Source organism: Parvibium lacunae (genome assembly GCF_003335215.1).
Lineage (GTDB): Bacteria > Pseudomonadota > Gammaproteobacteria > Burkholderiales > Burkholderiaceae_D > Parvibium > Parvibium lacunae.
This window is the reverse complement of sequence record NZ_QPGB01000003.1, coordinates 194,344-211,931: the sequence shown is the minus strand read 5'-3', so window position 1 is coordinate 211,931 and position 17,588 is coordinate 194,344. Positions and strand designations below refer to the sequence as shown.

Below are 17,588 nucleotides of genomic sequence, written 5' to 3'. Positions count from 1 at the left end.
AGATGGTGGTGATGCAGCTCGGTTTTAATATCCTAGATTGGCAGTTATGGGCCCCCGAGCTGGACACTCTCTCTTCCATGGTGACAACAGGCACTCAAGCGCCCTTAGCATCTGCTGGACAATCGGCGATGATCGCGCAACGGGTGTCTGCCGTTACCCCGGCGGTCCAGTTTATTGACCCGATGGTACGCCGCCGTTTAAGTACCTATGGCCGGGCCAGCCTGGCTTGCTTAAATGATCTACAAAGTCGGTGCCAAGCAGCCTTGTCCATGCCAATGGTGTTTGCTTCTCGACACGGCGATTTGACTCGAACAGTCGAGATGTTAGAGGCAATAGCTCGCCAAGAACCCCTTTCGCCAACAAATTTCGGCCTAACGGTACACAATGCCGTGGCAGGCTTGGCGGCGATTATTAAGGCAAACCAACAGCCTTCGGTTGCGCTATCTGCAGGCCGCGATACATTTTGGTTCGGGTTGATTGAGGCGGCCACGAGAAGTCAACTAGCCGATACCCCCCATTTGTATCTCTACGTTGATTTCCCGGTGCCTGAGATTTATCAAGGTTATCAGGATGAGCAGGAAACCCCACTCGCATTATGTTTATTGCTTGGGGCAGCCAGTGCCAAAGAGCAGACAGTGGCCTGCAACTTGCAGGGGGGAGGCCGTACCGACTCTATGACTGGGTCCATGGCGGTTCCTTTAGCGCCGCATTCTCTGGGCTGGCCAAGCGCTTATTTATTTGCCAAAAGTCTAATCGCGAGGCATGGCGACGCTTGTGACGTGGCCACGACGTCTGCTGCCACTGAGCGGTATGAATGGCACTGGCAATTCAGCACGCTGGGTGATGGGGCCACGCATGGCTAAAGTAAACTATCTCTGGCGGCGGGCGGTAACGGTAGCTTGCTTCATTAGCTATGCGCTTATTGGGTGCATCCTAGCGTTGTTGGCGTTACCAATAGCTTATGGGAAAGGCCGGGTAAATCCACAGTTACAATTCCTGACTCGGCAAGCGATTCATTATTTATGTCGTTTATTGATTGCTGTACTGCAATTTACGGGCTGTATGAAACTGGACGTTCGTAATCGCCAAGCATTGGGTGCCACGGTAGGCCAAGAGGGTCAATTGCTGATAGCTAACCACCCGACTTATTTAGATATTGTTGTGCTATTTTCGTTAGTGCCTGATGCTCTTTGTATCGTAAAATCAAGCGCGATGAATTGGCCGTGGTCGCGCAGTTTTGTGCGGTTGGCTGGGTATGTCAGTAATCAGTATCCAGAACAGGCGTTGGCGCTCTCTATGCGTTATTTGCAAGAAGGCAAAACAATCATTATGTTCCCTGAGGGTACACGCAGCCCTGCTGGCGGGCTGGGTATTTTTCAGCGTGGAGCAGCAAACTTGATCTTGCGGGTCAAAGCGCATTTGCAGCCAGTCATTTTGAATTGTTATCCGTTGTCGTTGGCGAAGCATCAGGCTTGGCATGATGTACCAGATCAACCTTATCAATATACGGTTGTGCCTGAAGGCTTGCCGTCTGGGGATGATTCTCTCGAGGCGATTCGGCAACAGTCGCGCCCAATACAGGTCAAGGTTCGGACATTTAATCATGCCCTGCACCGTTTTTTTTTAGATAAATTGAAAGTATATGGATACGTTAGAAACTCAGATTAAAGCCATGTTGATCGAAACCCTCGATCTGGAAGAGTTAACGCCTGATCAGATCGCTGATGATCTGCCACTCTTCGGCGAGGGGCTTGGCCTTGATTCGATTGATGCCCTTGAGCTCGGCGTTGCCTTACGTAAGCAATTTCAAGTGTCCTTGGAAGCCAATAACCCAAATAATAAACAATACTTTTATTCAGTGAGAACCCTAGCGAATTTAGTCCGTGAGCGCGGCGTATTCGTTACTGGCTAAAAAAGAGACTAAGGATGTTGTAACTATGGAAGTGGTTTATAAAGAAGCGCAAGATACCGTCTATGGCATTTTGAGCGCGACATTTGAGATTGAATCGGCGCGCCTGACTCCTGATACCCGGCTGATTGAAGATTTGGATTTGGATAGTATCGATCTGGTTGAGTTGGCAATCCAATTACAAGACTCGGTCACACAAAGCGTGGAAGTAGAACAGGTTAGGCAGGTGAAGACAGTTGGCGACGTGATTGATATGCTGGTTAAATATAAGCAGCACTAGGATTAGCCGATGCAGTTATTGTCTGCCCTGGTATGGATAACAACGCTGATTTTTCCCCTACTCGCTTATGGGGTGATTGCATGGCAATGGTTTGCTGGCAAGGTGGTTTACCTAGGATTAATCGCGCTGTTGCTGCTGTTGATGAGATTGTTCATTATTTACCATCGAACAGCACTTCAGATCTCTCTCTCTTTTAACTACCGCCACTATTTTGCTATTGCGGTTCTCTGCATCCTTTTGGGCGCAACCTATGTCCTGTCGGTCTCGGCGCAATGGCAAGTGCAGGTGGCGCTGCTCTATCCCTCATTGGTTAGCTGGATTGCGGCACTGGCTTTTCTATTGTCGTTTTTTTGGCCCCCAACGCTGATAGAGCGCTATGCACGAATGCGAGATCCCCACATTCCCATTGCCGCTCGATCTTATTTTCAAAAATTAACGATGATTTGGGTGGTCTGGTTGATTTTGAATGGACTAATCGCAGCCTACCTAGCGTTTTCTGCACAATATGCACATTGGGCTTTTTACACGGGCGTTCTATCCTATCTGGTGATGGCTGGACTATTGCTAGGTGAGTGGATTTACCGGCAATGCCGCCATCCACGGCACACTTGATGCCCCGCTCATGCTAAGAACGAGATCATGCTGATGCAGATAAATACGCCGATTTGGTTGATAGCTGTTGAAAGACGAGCTGAATGGCGACGATCCCTAGCGACATTAACGGACTATCTGACACGACACACGCCTTCCTCGCTATTATTAGATGTATCAGATGGGTTGGACTTTTGGTTGGGCTTTTTTGCTGCCGCTGTGGCTAAAATCGATGTGGTGATTCCGCCTAACTATCAACCCGTGATACTCGATGGCCTGCGCCAGACAGAAACCAATTCATTGGCAGACATATTGAGCCGCTTAGGCCCGTTGTCAAATGCGACGATCTCTGAATATCAAACTGCGCAGCAGTACCCTGTCGCTAATATTTCGATTACCTTACACACCTCAGGGACAACCGATCGAATTGGTCAGCGTAAAGCGATTCAACGGCGTTTATTCGATTTGCTTCGCGAGGTTCAAGCGTTACGACAGTCACTCCCCATCCATTTAGATAATGCAGCGATTATTTCTACGGTGCCAAATCACCATCTCTATGGTTTTACATTTCGGGGGCTGTGGGCGTTTCAAGCGAATTTGCCAATTTGGCCATTCCACTTAGAAATGCCCGAACAGGTGGTAGCGGCAGCGCAAAGAATCATTAATGAGGATGGGCTTACCCCAATTCTGGTCACAACGCCAGCGCATCTCAGTCGCTTGCCAGATATGGTGGGCTTAGCCCCAATACAACAATTGCGTGATGTCCTGACTGCCGGGAGTCCGTTTACCGAAAACCACGCTGAACGGTTAGCCGCAATTGGCTGTTATCCCCTAGAGATTTACGGCAGTACAGAAACGGGTGCGATTGCTTGGCGCCGTCAACTAAATTCACCTTTTTGGCAGCCGCTCGCTGGCATTTCTTTGAATGCCCAACAGGATGCCGCTATGGTGAGTGCAGCCTGGATCGATCCAAGTATCAGTATGCCAGATCATATCGAAATTAACCCGGTAGGCTCTTTCCTTTTACATGGGCGAATTGATAGAGTGATCAAATTAGGTGAAAAAAGAGTTGATTTAAATGCCTTGGAGAACGTATTGCTTCAGCACCCTTGGGTGCAAGAAGTAGCCGTTTGCTTGATACAACGCAAGCGGGACGCTTTGGCAGCAATTGTTGTCCCAACGGCAATGGGTAAGGTTGAAATCGCAGGCGCCAATGCTGCTGCAATCAATCAGCAATTGAGAGATTATCTCAATCAGTTTTTTGATCGTGTACTGACCCCAAAATATTGGCGTTTTATTGATTGTTTACCTTACGATGAACGCGGTAAGTTACCGCTCAAAAATATTGAGAAGCTACTGGCAACGGGAGAGTCACCATGAATACTTCTCTAGCCGAGAATAATTGGCCTTTGGTACAAGATAAATCGTATTCCCAGACTGGGATCAACATCACATTACTTATTCCTGTCGAGTTAAGTTTTTTTTCTGGGCATTTTCCTGCCGCCCCGATTTTACCCGGGGTGGTGCTGGTGCATTGGGCAGCGTATTTTATTGCGCAGGAATTTAAGGTTGAGCCGATTTTTTCATCGCTCAAACAGGTTAAATTTCTGAAAAAAATATCACCTGGTACAACTGTGGTGTTAACTTTGCTGCAGATTCAAACAGGATTTGCGTTTTCTTATGTGAGTCATGGCGATGGAACGCAAGACTGCAAACATGCATCAGGCCAATTTATAGTATGAAACTGGCTTTTCTAATCCCGCTTTATAACCACGGACAAACCCTGCCTGCGCTGGTAGAAGCCCTGCTAGGTTATGGCTATCCTGTTGTGGTTGTCGATGATGGTAGCGATGTGGCAACGAAAAAAATTGCGCACGACTTAGCAGCGCGTCATCTAACGATGACCCTGCTCGAGCGGCCATCCAATGGCGGCAAAGGTGCTGCGGTGATGGATGGGATTCGTTATGCAGCGACTCGCGACTACAGTCATGTGATCCAGATTGATGCTGACGGTCAACATGATTTAAATACAATTCCGCTCTTCTTGCAAAATATAGCTACCCAGCCTACAGTCCTCTGGAGTGGTAAGCCAGTTTATGATCAGTCTGTCCCCAAGCATCGTTTTTATGGCCGCTATTTAACACACGGCCTGGTCTGGTTGCAGACCGTTTCATTCATGATTCAAGATTCGATGTGTGGGTTCCGTGCTTATCCCGTCGCGAGCACCCTGGCGATTATTCAGGCTCGGCGTATTCCACCCAGAATGGTATTCGACACCGAGATCATGGTTCGCTTTTATTGGGCGGGGGGGCAAATTCACTTTATTCCTACTCGGGTGTCTTACCCCCCAAATGGTATTTCTCACTTTCGGATGGTGCGTGACAATATACAGTTGACAGTCATGCACTGCCGCTTATGCTTAGAAATGCTGATTCGTTTGCCTCGCTTGCTCGCCCGCCATTGGGAGTAGGATTTATTATGTTGCAACAACGCCCACCTACTCGTACCAGACCAGCACACTGGCGGCAAAGTCGAGAGCGTGGCTCGAAATATGCACTATTGGGTTTGCAGTATGCGATGCGCTACTTGGGACGGCCAGTCTTGGTGCTGCTGCTGTATCCAGTGGGCCTCTATTTTTTTGTCACAGGCCAGCAAGCCCGGCAAGCTTCTTATGACTATTTGCAACGTGTGAATGCAGTGCAACCCACCGAGAGAAAGACCCAAGTCAATTGGCGTTTGGTGCTGCGCCACTTTTATGCATTTAGCTGGAGTGTGCTCGATCGTCTTGATGCTTGGTCAGGGAATCTCACCCACGCTGATATAGAGGTAGTTAATCCGGACGTTTTGCAAGAGTTAATCGCGCAGCCACAAGGCGCCTTATTACTGGGCGCGCATATTGGTAATGCCGATGTATCAAGAGCCTTATATCAAACAGCAGCGTCTCCCTACTGGCTTACTCGTCAGGATCGGTCACACACAATCAACGCCCTGATGCATACCGAGCATGCTCAGCAAATCAATCAGTTTATTACCAAGCTCACTGCCAAGTTTAGAGAAAATGTCTTTGAATTGACGACAATCGGACCAGATACAGCGATCCATTGGCGAGAAAAAATAGAGCAGGGAGAATGGTTGTTCATGCTGGCAGATCGAACTCCCTCAGAAGCAAGCCCGCATTTTTTACAGATTGATTTTCTAGGAACACCTGCGCGGTGGCCAACGGGCCCCTTTATTTTGGCGCATGTCTTAGAGTGTCCGGTGTACTCGTTTTTTTGTATTCGTACCCGTGATTGGAGTTGGCGAGCCAAGTATCGTGTCTATATTGAACGATTTTCTGAGAAAATAGAATTGCCCCGCAAGCAACGGGAGCAGGTATTGGCAGGGCACTTACAGCGCTTCGTGACGATTGTCGAAAAACACTGCCTGACCACACCGCTACAGTGGTTTAATTTCTTTCCATTTTGGAAATAAGATGAAATTCGCAACAACTCCTGCGTTGGTAACGAGCACCACTGAGTTAATGGTGCCTTTCAACGATTTAGATCCTTTACAAATTGTCTGGCATGGAAACTATTTGCGGTATTGTGAAATAGCACGTGCCGACTTGCTGCGCAAAATTGACTATGATTACCCGCAGATGCGCGACTCTGGGTACGCATGGCCTATTATTGAATGTCAGTTGAAGTACGTAGCGCCAGCTCGTTATGCCCAGAAATTACGGATACAAACTGATCTAATCGAATATGAGTATCGATTGCGCCTGAGCTATAAGCTATTTGACGCGGATTCAAACCAGTTACTAACACGAGCCGAGACAATCCAAGTGGCGATTGACTTTCAGACTCAGGAAATGCAATTTTCCTCGCCTGCTATTCTGATCAATAAAGTAAAGTCTTGGATGAATGAGACTACCCACGGTTAACCCCCAATGTATAGGTTTGTGATGAAAAAAATAGTCATGGTTGGGGTAATAGCAGCGTTTGCCTCTTTCCTGCCGAACACCTTTGCGAATCAAGCAGAAAAAATTAATCAAGTATTAACCAATGTGAGCGAACGGATGGTGAGCCAACCCGTTTTCCGTGGGGATTTTTGGCAAAGTAAACAAATTAATGGCATGCGCAAGCCATTAGAGAGCCGCGGCACATTCACTCTAGTCAGTGCGCCTCTTCCTGAAGGTATTTTGTGGCAGATCACACAACCTATTGAGTTGCGGTATTGGTTACACCCGAAAGGGATGATTGAATTTTCTCCTGCCGGACAGCGAGTGGCTCGCTCTATTTCTGATGTGCCAGCGCTGGGTCAAGTGAGCCAACTCTTTACCTCGTTGTTAAGGCTCAACCCACAGGATCTCACCAAAAAATTCCAAGTGACATGGCGTCAGCCTTTGGCCCCAGAGACCTGGCGCCTGCTATTGACGCCCCAGCCAGAGCTAGCGCGCTATATTCGATCTGTTCTGATCGCCGGAGATCAATATATTCAAACGATTCAAGTAGATGAAGTGAATCAAGATAAATTAACGTTACGATTTATCAATGTTGAGACCAGCATGGCGTTATCAAATGAAGAGAGTAAATGGCTACTTTCAGGGGCCAAGTGATGCTAGCGCGGGTTAAAGCTGTCTGGCTATGGTTATTATTTTCGCTGACGCTATTGGGTGCGGCTTATGTCGTGATTTTTGATTACCAGCCAACCCGCCCTCATCTTGTTCTCAAACGCATCGAGACCAACTTACTTGCGCTGATTCCGAGTACGGAAAATAATCGGGCGGCAGAATATGCCATTCAGCACCTTGCTCAGCACTTTAGTGGCCGCATGTTGATTGGTATAACCGTGCCAAATGATACCGAACGTGAAAAATTATTCGCCGCTGGTCAAGCGTTAGCAAACACACTACGCAATATGCCCAGTGTAGCGAAGGTGATCGCGCCCAGTGATCCACCTCAGTCTAATCAATCTAACCTCAAAGACGGATTTACGGCATTTTATCGCAAGCATCAAGCGGCCTTGACCCCACCTGATTCTCTGGCTCGCTTAGAAAATGCTTCTCCGGCCATGGTGGAAGATTTGTTGTTGCGTCGGTTACATGTACCCATGGGTGCGATGGGACTTGATTTTCGCGATGATCCTTTTGGTTTTTCATCGACATACTTATTGAATAGTCCCCTTGCCCATAGCAAATTACAGGTAGAGCAGGGCTGGCTCACTACAACGATTGAGCATCAAGGCACCCCCCACACACTGCTTTTAATGGTAGTTTATCTTCATGGTTCAGCCTTTGATACGAGCTTGCAGCAGGCGCTAACAGAGTGGCATCGGCAAACTCAAGATTGGCTGGCATACCATTTACCTACCGCCGAGCTTTTAACCACTGGCGCTGTTCAATATGCTGCTGCGGCACGGACACAAGCCGAGCACGATATGGACCGGATTGGGCTGATTTCGTTGCTTGGGATTGCCGTGTTATTAGCTTGGGCGTATCGCTCATTGGGCGCCATTCTGATGGGGTGGTTGGCAATTCTCGTGGGTGTCGCTGCAGCCGCGTTAGGGGTCAGTTTCATTGATGGTAAATTGCATTTATTGACCCTGGTGTTTGGGGCGAGCCTGTTAGGCGAGACCATTGACTACGCGATTCAGTTTTTTGCCTTCAGAGCTCAGGCAGGGGCCACTTGGTCAGTCACGCAAGGCATGGCATTGTTACGCCCAGCCTTACGCATGGCTTTATTGACCAGCTTGCTAGGTTATATGGCGTTGGCGCTATTGCCGATTGCAGGGATTCAGCAAATTGCCCTATTTGCCGGCATTGGTTTATTGGTGTCATATACCATGGTCACCCAGTTACTGCCTCGCTGGTTTGATTATCCGGTCAAAGCGACTCGCTCTAGCCATGAAGCACGCTGGTTACAATCAGGTTTTAAGCGCTGGCAAGCTTCCTACCCGTCACGTTGGATTTATGCTTTCTTTATTATGCTGTTCGTTGTTTCATGGCATGGGCTGACTCAACTCAGTGTCGAAGACGATATCCGCTTATTGCATAACCCGCCGCTCGCGTTACAAAAGCAGGAAGCAATCTTAACGGCGGCAACTGGTTTTACACAAAGCCAACAGTTTTTTTTAATTGAAGGAAAAACAGCGGAAGTGGTGTTGGAGCGTGAAGTCAGTCTGATCCAAAAATTGAAAGCCGATCTACTGACCTATCAGTCTACTTTTGCGGTAGATTTTCTCGCCACCAGTCTGTTCTTGCCCCCATTAAAGTCACAACAAGCGGTTGCCGACCGTTATCAACATTGGAGTCAACAGTCACTGACTGTACAAAGTTTAGAAAAAATCGGTGTTGATCGCGCAGTGATCGCTGCCTGGCAAACGCAATTAAAACAAAGTGAGCCTCTTTCGATAACGCAGTGGCTAGCCTCGCCGCTTTCTGAGCCATGGCGTTATTTATGGTTGGGCCAACCAGAGACTGCTGCAGAGATGCGAGCCGTAGAACATCATGCTAGTGTCATTATTCCCATTATTCGCCTTCAAAATAAGGAAGCCGCTTCCCATGAGGCCCTCGCAATGATAAAGGTGGCACTGCAGCAGCTACAACGATCAAGCGCCCAGCAACCTGGGGTAACGTGGGTCGATAAACCCGGTAGTGTTTCTATATTATTTGGAACCCTAAGGCAGCAGCTGGCGTATGGCATCGTATTCATTATCATCATGGTATGGGGAGTTCTTGCCTGGCGCTATGGCTTGCGGGCGGCCACGCATCTTAGTGCGCCAACCTGTCTGGCCGCTTGCTTGGTTTTGGCCATACATGGCTGGCTTGATAGACCGATCAGCCTGTTTAGCGTGATGGGCTTGCTACTGATTATTGGCGTGGGGGTCAACTATGCTGTGTTCAGTTATGAAGGATGGATACGCCGCACGGCACCCACCAGAGAAGATCAACGCCCAATTATTCTTGGCGTATGGCTCTCCGCATTGACCACCCTGCTATCTTTTGGCCTGCTTGGTATCACAGCAACCCCTGCTTTGCAGGCATTTGGCATGACATTGACTCTAGGCGTGCTGTTTACCCTGTGCCTCACGCCACTCAGCATGAACAGTTTGCACCATGATTAGGTGGATCATAAGTCACGCCACATTCTGTCGCTGCTTGCTTTGTACTATGTCTTTACTGACGTTAGTAGGGTGCCAAGTGAGTCAGCGCCATATTTATTTGCTACCTGAGATTCGCTGGCAACTTTTGCCCCCTGCCGCCATGCCTACTGCTTGGTCGAATGGCGCTGAGTATGCCGTTCAGCTCTATACCCCAAAAACGCGCCTAGAGACCCCTGTGCATGGGTTTTTACAGATAGAGCGTAACGGAGCGGTGCTATCTGTGGCTTGGGTCAGTGCTCTAGGGCAACGCTTGGCTCAGTTTATAGATAATGGGCAGCAGGTGACCAACCCAGTTCCGCCGACTGTTGATATCAATACCACTTGGTTGTTAGCGGTGATGCAGCTCATTTGGGCCGACGAGGTGATGCTTGATAATGCCTTACCCAATCAACAATTTAGGCTGCGCCTTATGCCGCAGCCTGATTGTTCTCAACCCAGTCGCGCGTTGATGAATCATGAGACTGGCATACCCATTGCGCTGGTCGACTACTGCACTGGTCCGGCAGCTAATCAGATACAGTTAAAATTACCAACCATTCAAGTGACGTTGATTTTCATTTCAATTTGAGCCTGCTATGTCAAAAACCCCCCCTATCGTTTTGCATGATGTCGGTATCATTAATGCACTGGGTAGTGATAAACAGCAGATTAGCGCTGGGCTATTTCGTGGCGATACGAGTGGGTTGCGCGAGGAAAAAACGTGGCTACTCAATGCGGCCCCGGCAAAAGTGGGGCTGGTACAAGGCCTACTACTAGCATTGCCTGCCATAGTGGGAGATGCCCGACCTTGGGCATCGCGTAATAATCAATTGCTATATGCAGCTTATTTGCAAATTGCCGATACAGTTGCAAGCTTGATGCAACATGTCTCGCCTACCCGTGTCGGGATTGTCATTGGCACAAGTACCTCTGGGGTGCAAGGGAGTGAACAAGCGCATCAAGTGCGTTTGACGACACGAGAGTTCCCCGAGCAGTTTCATTATCGGCAGCAAGAAATGGGTAACCCTGCTGAGTTTCTCGCCAAAGTTTTGGCCATTAGCGGACCTGTTTTTGGTATTTCAACCGCATGTACTTCAAGCGCTACAGCTTTCATCTCAGCACAAGCGCTACTCCACGCTCGCCTCTGCGATCTCGTATTGGTTGGCGGGGTCGATTCACTCTGCAAAATGACTGTTCAAGGGTTTGCTGCGCTGGAATCGACCAGTGCCAGTCTCACCAATCCGATGAGTCAGAATCGTTCAGGTATTAATATTGGTGAGGGCGCCGCGTTATTTTTAGCAACGCGTGATGATTTCCTGGGTGGAAATTCCAGCGGAAAGATTTTATTTATGGGTGGCGGTGAAAGTAATGATGCCTATCATATGTCTTCGCCTGACCCGAGTGCACGTGGTGCGATTGCGGCGATGCAGGCTGCCTTGCTGCATAGTGGTTTAGAAGCGCAAGAGATCAGTTATGTCAATCTCCATGCAACTGCGACACAGAAAAACGATGCGATGGAATCCCTCGCTATGCAGACTATTTTCCCCCACGGCGTTAAATGTAGTGGGACAAAGCCATTGACGGGCCATACTTTGGGTGCCGCTGGCGCAACCGAAGCCGCATTTTGTTGGTTGACATTGAGCCAATATAACCATAACAAGATGCTCCCACCGCATTGCTGGGATGGTGTGCCGGATCCGGCACTTCCTGCACTTGCACTGGTTAAGTTGGGTGACTGCATAGAACCTAATCAGCTCACTCAAGACAAACTCTATTGCATGAGTAATTCTTTTGCTTTTGGTGGGAGCAATACCAGTCTAATTTTTGGTAGAGCGTAAGTCATGACGATGCTTTATCCCTCGATTGAAAGTCTAATCCCGCATCGGGGTAATATGTGTTTGCTTGATCGTATTCTTGACTATCGCTCAAATTACATTGAGATTGCGGCGCATGTCCAAGAGCATGCTTGGTATTTGAATCGCGCCGGCGAGATGCCAAGTTGGATTGCCTTGGAAATGATGGCACAAGCTGCCGCTGCGTACAGTGGCCTCGAACGATGGTTGGATGGGCAGACAGATCAATCCAGTCGAGTAGGCATGTTGCTGGGGACACGTGAACTGTCTCTGCTGAAACCAACTGTCGCAATCAACAGTGAATTGCGTGTCATCGCCCACCAAACTTATCGGGATAGTGCTGGCATGGGCGCTATTCAAGGAGAGTTGTGGCATGGCGATGCGCAGATTGCCACCGCCTTATTGAAGGTTTACGAACTGCCCGCTGATATCAGTATGGATTCATTATGACGAGTTTGCCTGTAAAACGTGTGCTTGTAACTGGTTCTAGTCGGGGCATTGGCCGCGCGATTGCCTGTCGTTTAGCAACCAGTGGATTTCATGTCACCATTCATTGCCGACAGCGCCGCGACGATGCAGAGAGGGCGGTTAGTGAAATTCGCGAACAAGGTGGGCGGGCAGATTACCTCTGCTTTGATGTGGCTGACCGGGTGCAAACCCAGCAGGCTTTACTTGCGCAGATTGATAGACATGGGCCCTATTGGGGCATTGTTTGTAATGCCGGCGTTACCCGTGATATGCCGATGGCCGGAATGCCCCCCGACGATTGGGATGCGGTAATCGAAACAGGGCTGGATGGTTTTTACAATGTGGTACAACCTTTATTAATGCCGATGATTCGTCAAGGGAGAGGCACGCAAGCTACCCATCGGGGCGGGCGGATTGTTACGATTGCGTCAGTGTCCGGACAAATAGGGAATCGCGGTCAAGTGAACTACAGCGCCGCTAAAGCTGGCTTGATTGGAGCAACAAAAGCGCTGGCGATTGAATTAGCGACACGGCAAATTACCGTTAATTGTGTTGCACCTGGCTTGATTCGCAGCGATATGACTGCTAACCTGCCGAGCGAACATATGCAGCATGCCCTTGATATGATTCCGATGGCTCGCGCTGGCGAACCTGAAGAGGTTGCTGCATTAGTTGCCTTCTTATTTTCAGAGGCGGCAAGCTACATCACGCGGCAAGTGATTGGCGTGAACGGTGGGATGATTTAATAAATATTTAAGGGAGTAGATATGAAAAAACGTTTTTTTATCGCATTGATCACTTTACTACCTTTGTTTGCTTTTGCCGGTCGGCAAGAGCTGCTGGTCGATCCGATTCAAGAGCCTATTGGTATGTTGCCAGATGCATCGACGCCTTCGGCGGACCGTATCCAACGCTCGCTTCTAGCTGCGGCCGCACGGTTGGGCTGGGTGATTCAGCCAGACGGAGTCGGAGGATATGACGCTTCACTTTCTTTACGCTCTCACCGCGTGATCGTTAACATTACCATCAGTAATAATCAATTTATTGTTAAATACAAAGAGAGCACCAATTTAAATTATGAGGTCACCTCAACAGGGACACAAATTCACCCAAGCTATCAGAAATGGGTCAAGAATCTCATTAACGAGACCCGTAGCAATCTAGTTTTAACAAAGTAACGTGAATCGTGTTGTCATCACTGGCCTAGGAGCTGTTTCATCTCTAGGGCATAGCGAAGCAGCTATCGTTAGCGCCCTAAAAAATGGGCAATCTGGCATAGCTCTACAAGATAGTTATATCAAAGCAGGTATGCGCTGCCATGTCGCCAGCCTGCCTGATCTCAGTGATTTGCCGCATATTGATCGTAAATTACGGCGTTACATGTCTGAGCCTGCCCAATATGCTTGGCATGCGGCGCAATCAGCCTTGGCCATGTCTGGTTTATCTCAAGATCAGATCGCGCATCCATCGACTGGAGTGATTCTGGGGGAAGGCGTAGGCTCAATGCATGCCTGCCAAGAGGCGATTGATACGTTACGTGCATCGGGTATTCAGAAAGTATTGCCTTATATGGTTCCACGGATCATGGGCCATACTGCGGTCGCCTCGCTAGTGACTGCACTTCATATTCAAGGTGTGAGTTACGCCATTTCTTCAGCCTGCGCCAGTGCCGCTCATGCAATAGGGCAGGCATATGAAGAAATTCGTTCCGGGCGTCATCAGATTATGTTGACTGGCGGTGCAGAAGAGGGTGGCTGGACCTCTGCTTTTCCCTTTGATGCGATGGGCGCTTTAACGCTGAATTCAAATGCCCACCCCCAAATCGCATGCCGGCCTTTTTCATTAGATCGCGATGGCTTTGTTATGGCCGGTGGGGCCGGGATATTGATCTTAGAGTCGCTAGAGCAAGCCCAGCGTCGTAGCGCTACTATTTTGGCAGAGATTGTTGGTTATGGCGTGAGCTCAGACGGTGCTGATATGGTTTTCCCTTGTCCTCAGGGCAGTGCAAGAGCGATGACAATGGCGGTAAAACAAGCAGGTATCTCGATTGACTATGTGAATGCGCACGCGACAGGAACGCCACACGGTGATGTAAGTGAAATCAACGGGTTGAGGGCTGTCTTTGGCGCTGATATACCTCCCGTTTCTTCAACCAAAGGGTTATCTGGGCACGCGATTGGCGCTGCTGGGGCCTTGGAGGCGATATTTTCGATTTTGATGTTAAAGCATGGATTTATTGCCGGTTGTGCAACCACGACTGAGCTTGACCCCGCTTGCGCAATAGCGCCTATCGTGCTTGAGGCGCGTGAGCAGAAAACTCGCGCTGTCCTCTCCAATAGCTTTGGTTTTGGCGGGACAAATGCAAGCCTTGTATTTACTAATCTTATATAAAGAGGGGGGGGGGATGGTATTCCGTTTGCTAAGATTTTTAAGTTTATTTTTTGCTTGGATAACTGCCATTTCCGCATACGCACAGGATTCGATATACATTCAAAGCCCAGCACGATTTTCTACAGATTCCGTTACTAGGGATGCATTGCGACAAGAGTGCGATATTGAGCGTGAGCTCGGAGAGAAAACACTTGTTTTTACTCGTCAGCGGATGACGAATGTTGAGTCAGTTATTGACCCGGATCCGTTGAAACACAAGAAAATGGTTACCTTACTAATCCCTGTTGCAGTGGGATCTGGTGGTGGAGGCTGGACAGGTAACAAAATATTGAATGCAACTGCAGAATATTGGTTTGATGGACAAATTGTTGCGACAGAGTCTTTTATTGATTCAAGCCGTGGAGGCGTGCTGGGCGGTTTTCGTGGAACGTGCAGTATTGTGGAAAATATTGCTGCTAAATTGGCAAAGCGCATAGCTTTATGGATCAAACAAACAGACCAGAGTATTGGGCCTAATGGTGAGCTTTTAGTCGAAGGTAAGACAACGCGTCCCCCCATTACACTGATTAGGCCGATCCAACTAGCATTGGGCGCTGAGGTTAATCAGAGTATCGTAGCTGAATGCGCACTGCCTCAAACTACCGAAGCTTATTTCTTAGACATGGCTCGCCGACTTAAGCAACCCATTCTATTGACCAATGAAAGCAATATAAAAGATGGTCTTAAGTTGACGCTTGTTGGGGCGTCAGGTCTAGGTGGAACAGCATTTACAGGCGAAAAGAATGTCAGTTTGCGATTCGAAGTACTCGTAAATGATGTAATAAAACAAACTCAAGATTTTGAGATGTCAACCATAGGAGCAATCATTGGCCCTGCTTTTTGGGACACTACTTGCCCAGCATTGATTAGACTTGCAAGAAAGGCAACTTTGACGGGTCTCAAGTGGTTGATTAAAAGCCGTGAAGTCGAGAATCCTTTACAAACCCCGTCAGCAGTAAACTCGACAGCAGCTGAGACGACCTTAAGGGAACGACCAAACTAATTACTGTGGATCGGTGCGGCGCAGTCGAAACACCGCGACCGAGCCCCTTAAATTTGGCAGCCAGTGTATCGGTTTTCCTTCATGCAGGGCAACTTGCTCAATCACCGTTAGCCCAACCTTGCGCGCTAAATCGGGAAAGTCACTCAAGGTCGCGCAGCGAATATTCGGCGTGTCAAACCATTGATAGGGCAGTGATTTTGAGACTGGCATGCGCCCCAGCAATAATTGCCAACGGTGCGACCAGTAGCCAAAATTTGGAAAGCTCACAATCACTTCGCGTCCGACCCGCGCCATCTCCCGTAGGAGCATTTCAACCGCTTGTACCGCTTGTAGCGATTCTAGCTGCAGGACGACGTCAAATGCATTATCTTCAAACAGCCCCAAGCCTTGATTCAGATCCCATTGGATCACTGCCAAGCCCTTAGCGACACCAGTTGCGATGTTGTCATCAGCGATATCGAGCCCATAACCACGGCAACCCTGTGTATTTTGCAGATAGGCTAAGAGTGCTGCATCGCCACAGCCTAAGTCGAGGACGCGGGCGCCAGGCCGCACCCAGTTGGCAATAAAAGCAAGGTTATCACGAAGAGTGGGTTGCATAGTCACGGGTATTTTAGGGGGTGGTCAATTCAATCTGATTAAAGTAATTACGCATCACACGCTGGTAGCGCGGATCTTCCAAGAGGAAGGCATCATGACCATGAGGCGCATCGATTTCTGCGTAGCTGACTGCGCATTGATTTCGAATGAGGGCTTGTACAATCTCCTGCGAGCGAGCAGGCGAAAAGCGCCAATCGGTTGTAAAGGAAATAACCAGACTTTTTGCCTGGATTGGGGCAAAAGCCTGAGCTAAATTGCCACCAAAGGCTTTGGCTGGATCAAAATAGTCCAAGGCCCGTGTAATCAATAAATAGGTGTTGGCATCGAAATAAGTAGCAAACTTATCCCCTTGATACCGCAGGTAGGATTCGATCTGAAACTCTGCCTGATAGCCAAATGCATAGTCCACCTCATGATAGTTCTGGTTTTGTAAGGCGCGACCAAACTTTTCGGCCATCACATCGGCTGAGAGATAGGTGATGTGCCCAATCATTCGGGCTACTCTCAAGCCGTTTTTCGGCACAACACCATACTGATAATAATGGCCATCATGAAAATCGGGGTCACTACAAATCGCTTGGCGGGCTACTTCGTTGAAAGCAATGTTTTGCGCTGAGAGTTTCGGGGTGGTGGCAATCATCACACAGTGTTTGACTTTTTCAGGGTAGCGAATGGCCCAGCGCATCGCTTGCATGCCGCCGAGGCTACCGCCAACTACGGCAGCAAATTGGCGAATCCCCAGCTCCTCCGCCAACCAAGCTTGCGCCTCAACCCAGTCTTCAACCGTCACCACCGGAAAATCGGCGCCATAGGGCTTATTGGTAGCCGGGTTAAGGTATGTCGGCCCCGTTGAGCCAAAGCAACTGCCAAGATTATTCACCCCAATCACAAAAAATCGATGGGTATCAATGGGCTTACCAGGTCCAATCATGTTGTCCCACCAGCCTATATTGTCAGGGTCATCGGCGTAATAACCCGCTACATGATGAGACGCATTCAGGGCGTGACAAATTAACACTGCGTTATCGCGTGCCGCATTCAATTGACCATAGGTTTCATACGCCAGCGTAAATTCAGGCAGTGTTGCACCCGATTGCAAGCGTAGTGGCGTATGACATTGGCGATATTGAGGGGTAACGATTCCAGTAGTTGACATAACTCTCATGTACGAGCTTAACGTGCGCTTTGCTAGGCAAAAAAAAACCAGTGCGTAGCAAGCTGTGCGCACTGGTTTGATGACCGATGTCGCTTTAGCTCTATTTATTACGCGCCGGCAAGCTGACCTCAACGTGGCGCTATCTCTCCGTCATTATGCACAAAAAGCGCCATTGC

General features: G+C 48.8%; 21 protein-coding genes. 19 read left to right on the top strand and 2 right to left on the bottom strand.

The window, feature by feature from the left end; all coding sequences use genetic code 11:
• The first annotated feature begins 11 nt into the window (after window positions 1–11).
• Genes DU000_RS08660 through DU000_RS08570 form a run of 19 tightly spaced genes read left to right on the top strand, consistent with a single transcriptional unit; the run spans window position 12 to window position 15,656 of the window.
• Entirely contained in the window at window positions 12–863 is an 852-nt protein-coding gene (locus DU000_RS08660) for a beta-ketoacyl synthase chain length factor (RefSeq protein WP_205074045.1), read from the top strand.
• A complete protein-coding gene (locus tag DU000_RS08655) occupies window positions 856–1,668 on the top strand; it encodes a lysophospholipid acyltransferase family protein (protein WP_158529668.1) in 813 nt (270 codons plus the stop codon). The genes DU000_RS08660 and DU000_RS08655 overlap by 8 nt, the downstream gene beginning before the upstream one ends.
• A complete protein-coding gene (locus DU000_RS08650; protein WP_114402988.1) occupies window positions 1,643–1,912 on the top strand; it encodes a phosphopantetheine-binding protein in 270 nt (89 codons plus the stop codon). Before DU000_RS08655 ends, DU000_RS08650 begins: the two co-directional genes overlap by 26 nt.
• A 25-nt stretch (window positions 1,913–1,937) precedes the next feature.
• Complete coding sequence (locus DU000_RS08645; protein ID WP_114402987.1) at window positions 1,938–2,189, top strand: acyl carrier protein; 252 nt, start codon at window positions 1,938–1,940, stop codon at window positions 2,187–2,189.
• Window positions 2,190–2,198: 9 nt separating this feature from the next.
• Window positions 2,199–2,801 carry a COG4648 family protein gene (locus tag DU000_RS08640; RefSeq protein WP_114402986.1) on the top strand — a complete coding sequence of 201 codons (603 nt, stop codon included), beginning with the start codon at window positions 2,199–2,201 and terminating at the stop codon, window positions 2,799–2,801.
• 27 nt (window positions 2,802–2,828) lie between these two features.
• Window positions 2,829–4,160, top strand: a complete 1,332-nt coding sequence (locus DU000_RS08635) for an AMP-binding protein (RefSeq protein ID WP_114402985.1) — start codon at window positions 2,829–2,831, stop codon at window positions 4,158–4,160.
• Window positions 4,157–4,522, top strand: a complete 366-nt coding sequence (locus DU000_RS08630; protein WP_114402984.1) for an ApeI family dehydratase — start codon at window positions 4,157–4,159, stop codon at window positions 4,520–4,522. The genes DU000_RS08635 and DU000_RS08630 overlap by 4 nt, the downstream gene beginning before the upstream one ends.
• Complete coding sequence (locus DU000_RS08625) at window positions 4,519–5,250, top strand: glycosyltransferase family 2 protein (RefSeq protein WP_114402983.1); 732 nt, start codon at window positions 4,519–4,521, stop codon at window positions 5,248–5,250. Before DU000_RS08630 ends, DU000_RS08625 begins: the two co-directional genes overlap by 4 nt.
• Window positions 5,251–5,258: 8 nt before the next feature.
• Window positions 5,259–6,251: an LpxL/LpxP family acyltransferase gene (locus tag DU000_RS08620; protein WP_158529667.1), complete on the top strand. Its 993-nt coding sequence runs from the start codon at window positions 5,259–5,261 to the stop codon at window positions 6,249–6,251.
• Window position 6,252: 1 nt separating this feature from the next.
• A complete protein-coding gene (locus DU000_RS08615; RefSeq protein ID WP_114402981.1) occupies window positions 6,253–6,702 on the top strand; it encodes an acyl-CoA thioesterase in 450 nt (149 codons plus the stop codon).
• A 21-nt stretch (window positions 6,703–6,723) separates the two neighbouring features.
• Entirely contained in the window at window positions 6,724–7,377 is a 654-nt protein-coding gene (locus DU000_RS08610) for a LolA family protein (RefSeq protein WP_114402980.1), read from the top strand.
• Window positions 7,353–9,884 carry an MMPL family transporter gene (locus DU000_RS08605; protein WP_114402979.1) on the top strand — a complete coding sequence of 844 codons (2,532 nt, stop codon included), beginning with the start codon at window positions 7,353–7,355 and terminating at the stop codon, window positions 9,882–9,884. The genes DU000_RS08610 and DU000_RS08605 overlap by 25 nt, the downstream gene beginning before the upstream one ends.
• 46 nt (window positions 9,885–9,930) lie before the next feature.
• Entirely contained in the window at window positions 9,931–10,491 is a 561-nt protein-coding gene (locus tag DU000_RS08600; protein ID WP_114402978.1) for a DUF3261 domain-containing protein, read from the top strand.
• Between the two features lie 7 nt (window positions 10,492–10,498).
• Complete coding sequence (locus DU000_RS08595; protein ID WP_114402977.1) at window positions 10,499–11,740, top strand: beta-ketoacyl-[acyl-carrier-protein] synthase family protein; 1,242 nt, start codon at window positions 10,499–10,501, stop codon at window positions 11,738–11,740.
• Between the two features lie 3 nt (window positions 11,741–11,743).
• Window positions 11,744–12,205 (top strand): hotdog family protein, encoded by a 462-nt coding sequence (locus DU000_RS08590; RefSeq protein WP_114402976.1) that lies wholly within the window; start codon window positions 11,744–11,746, stop codon window positions 12,203–12,205.
• Complete coding sequence (gene fabG / locus DU000_RS08585; protein ID WP_114402975.1) at window positions 12,202–12,969, top strand: 3-oxoacyl-ACP reductase FabG; 768 nt, start codon at window positions 12,202–12,204, stop codon at window positions 12,967–12,969. The genes DU000_RS08590 and fabG overlap by 4 nt, the downstream gene beginning before the upstream one ends.
• 21 nt (window positions 12,970–12,990) lie before the next feature.
• On the top strand, window positions 12,991–13,401 hold the full coding sequence (locus DU000_RS08580; protein ID WP_114402974.1) for a hypothetical protein: 411 nt from the start codon (window positions 12,991–12,993) through the stop codon (window positions 13,399–13,401).
• A 1-nt stretch (window position 13,402) separates the two neighbouring features.
• The gene (locus DU000_RS08575; protein ID WP_114402973.1) at window positions 13,403–14,614 is read left to right on the top strand and encodes a beta-ketoacyl-[acyl-carrier-protein] synthase family protein; all 1,212 of its coding nucleotides are present in this window, start codon (window positions 13,403–13,405) and stop codon (window positions 14,612–14,614) included.
• The gene (locus DU000_RS08570) at window positions 14,583–15,656 is read left to right on the top strand and encodes a hypothetical protein (protein ID WP_114402972.1); all 1,074 of its coding nucleotides are present in this window, start codon (window positions 14,583–14,585) and stop codon (window positions 15,654–15,656) included. Before DU000_RS08575 ends, DU000_RS08570 begins: the two co-directional genes overlap by 32 nt.
• Here DU000_RS08570 and metW read toward each other — a convergent pair whose 3' ends face one another.
• Together metW and metX are read right to left on the bottom strand one after the other, a co-directional pair.
• Window positions 15,657–16,256, bottom strand: a complete 600-nt coding sequence (gene metW, locus DU000_RS08565; protein ID WP_114402971.1) for a methionine biosynthesis protein MetW — start codon at window positions 16,254–16,256, stop codon at window positions 15,657–15,659.
• A gap of 13 nt (window positions 16,257–16,269) precedes the next feature.
• Entirely contained in the window at window positions 16,270–17,412 is a 1,143-nt protein-coding gene (metX, locus tag DU000_RS08560; protein WP_114402970.1) for a homoserine O-succinyltransferase MetX, read from the bottom strand.
• Window positions 17,413–17,588: the final 176 nt, after the last annotated feature.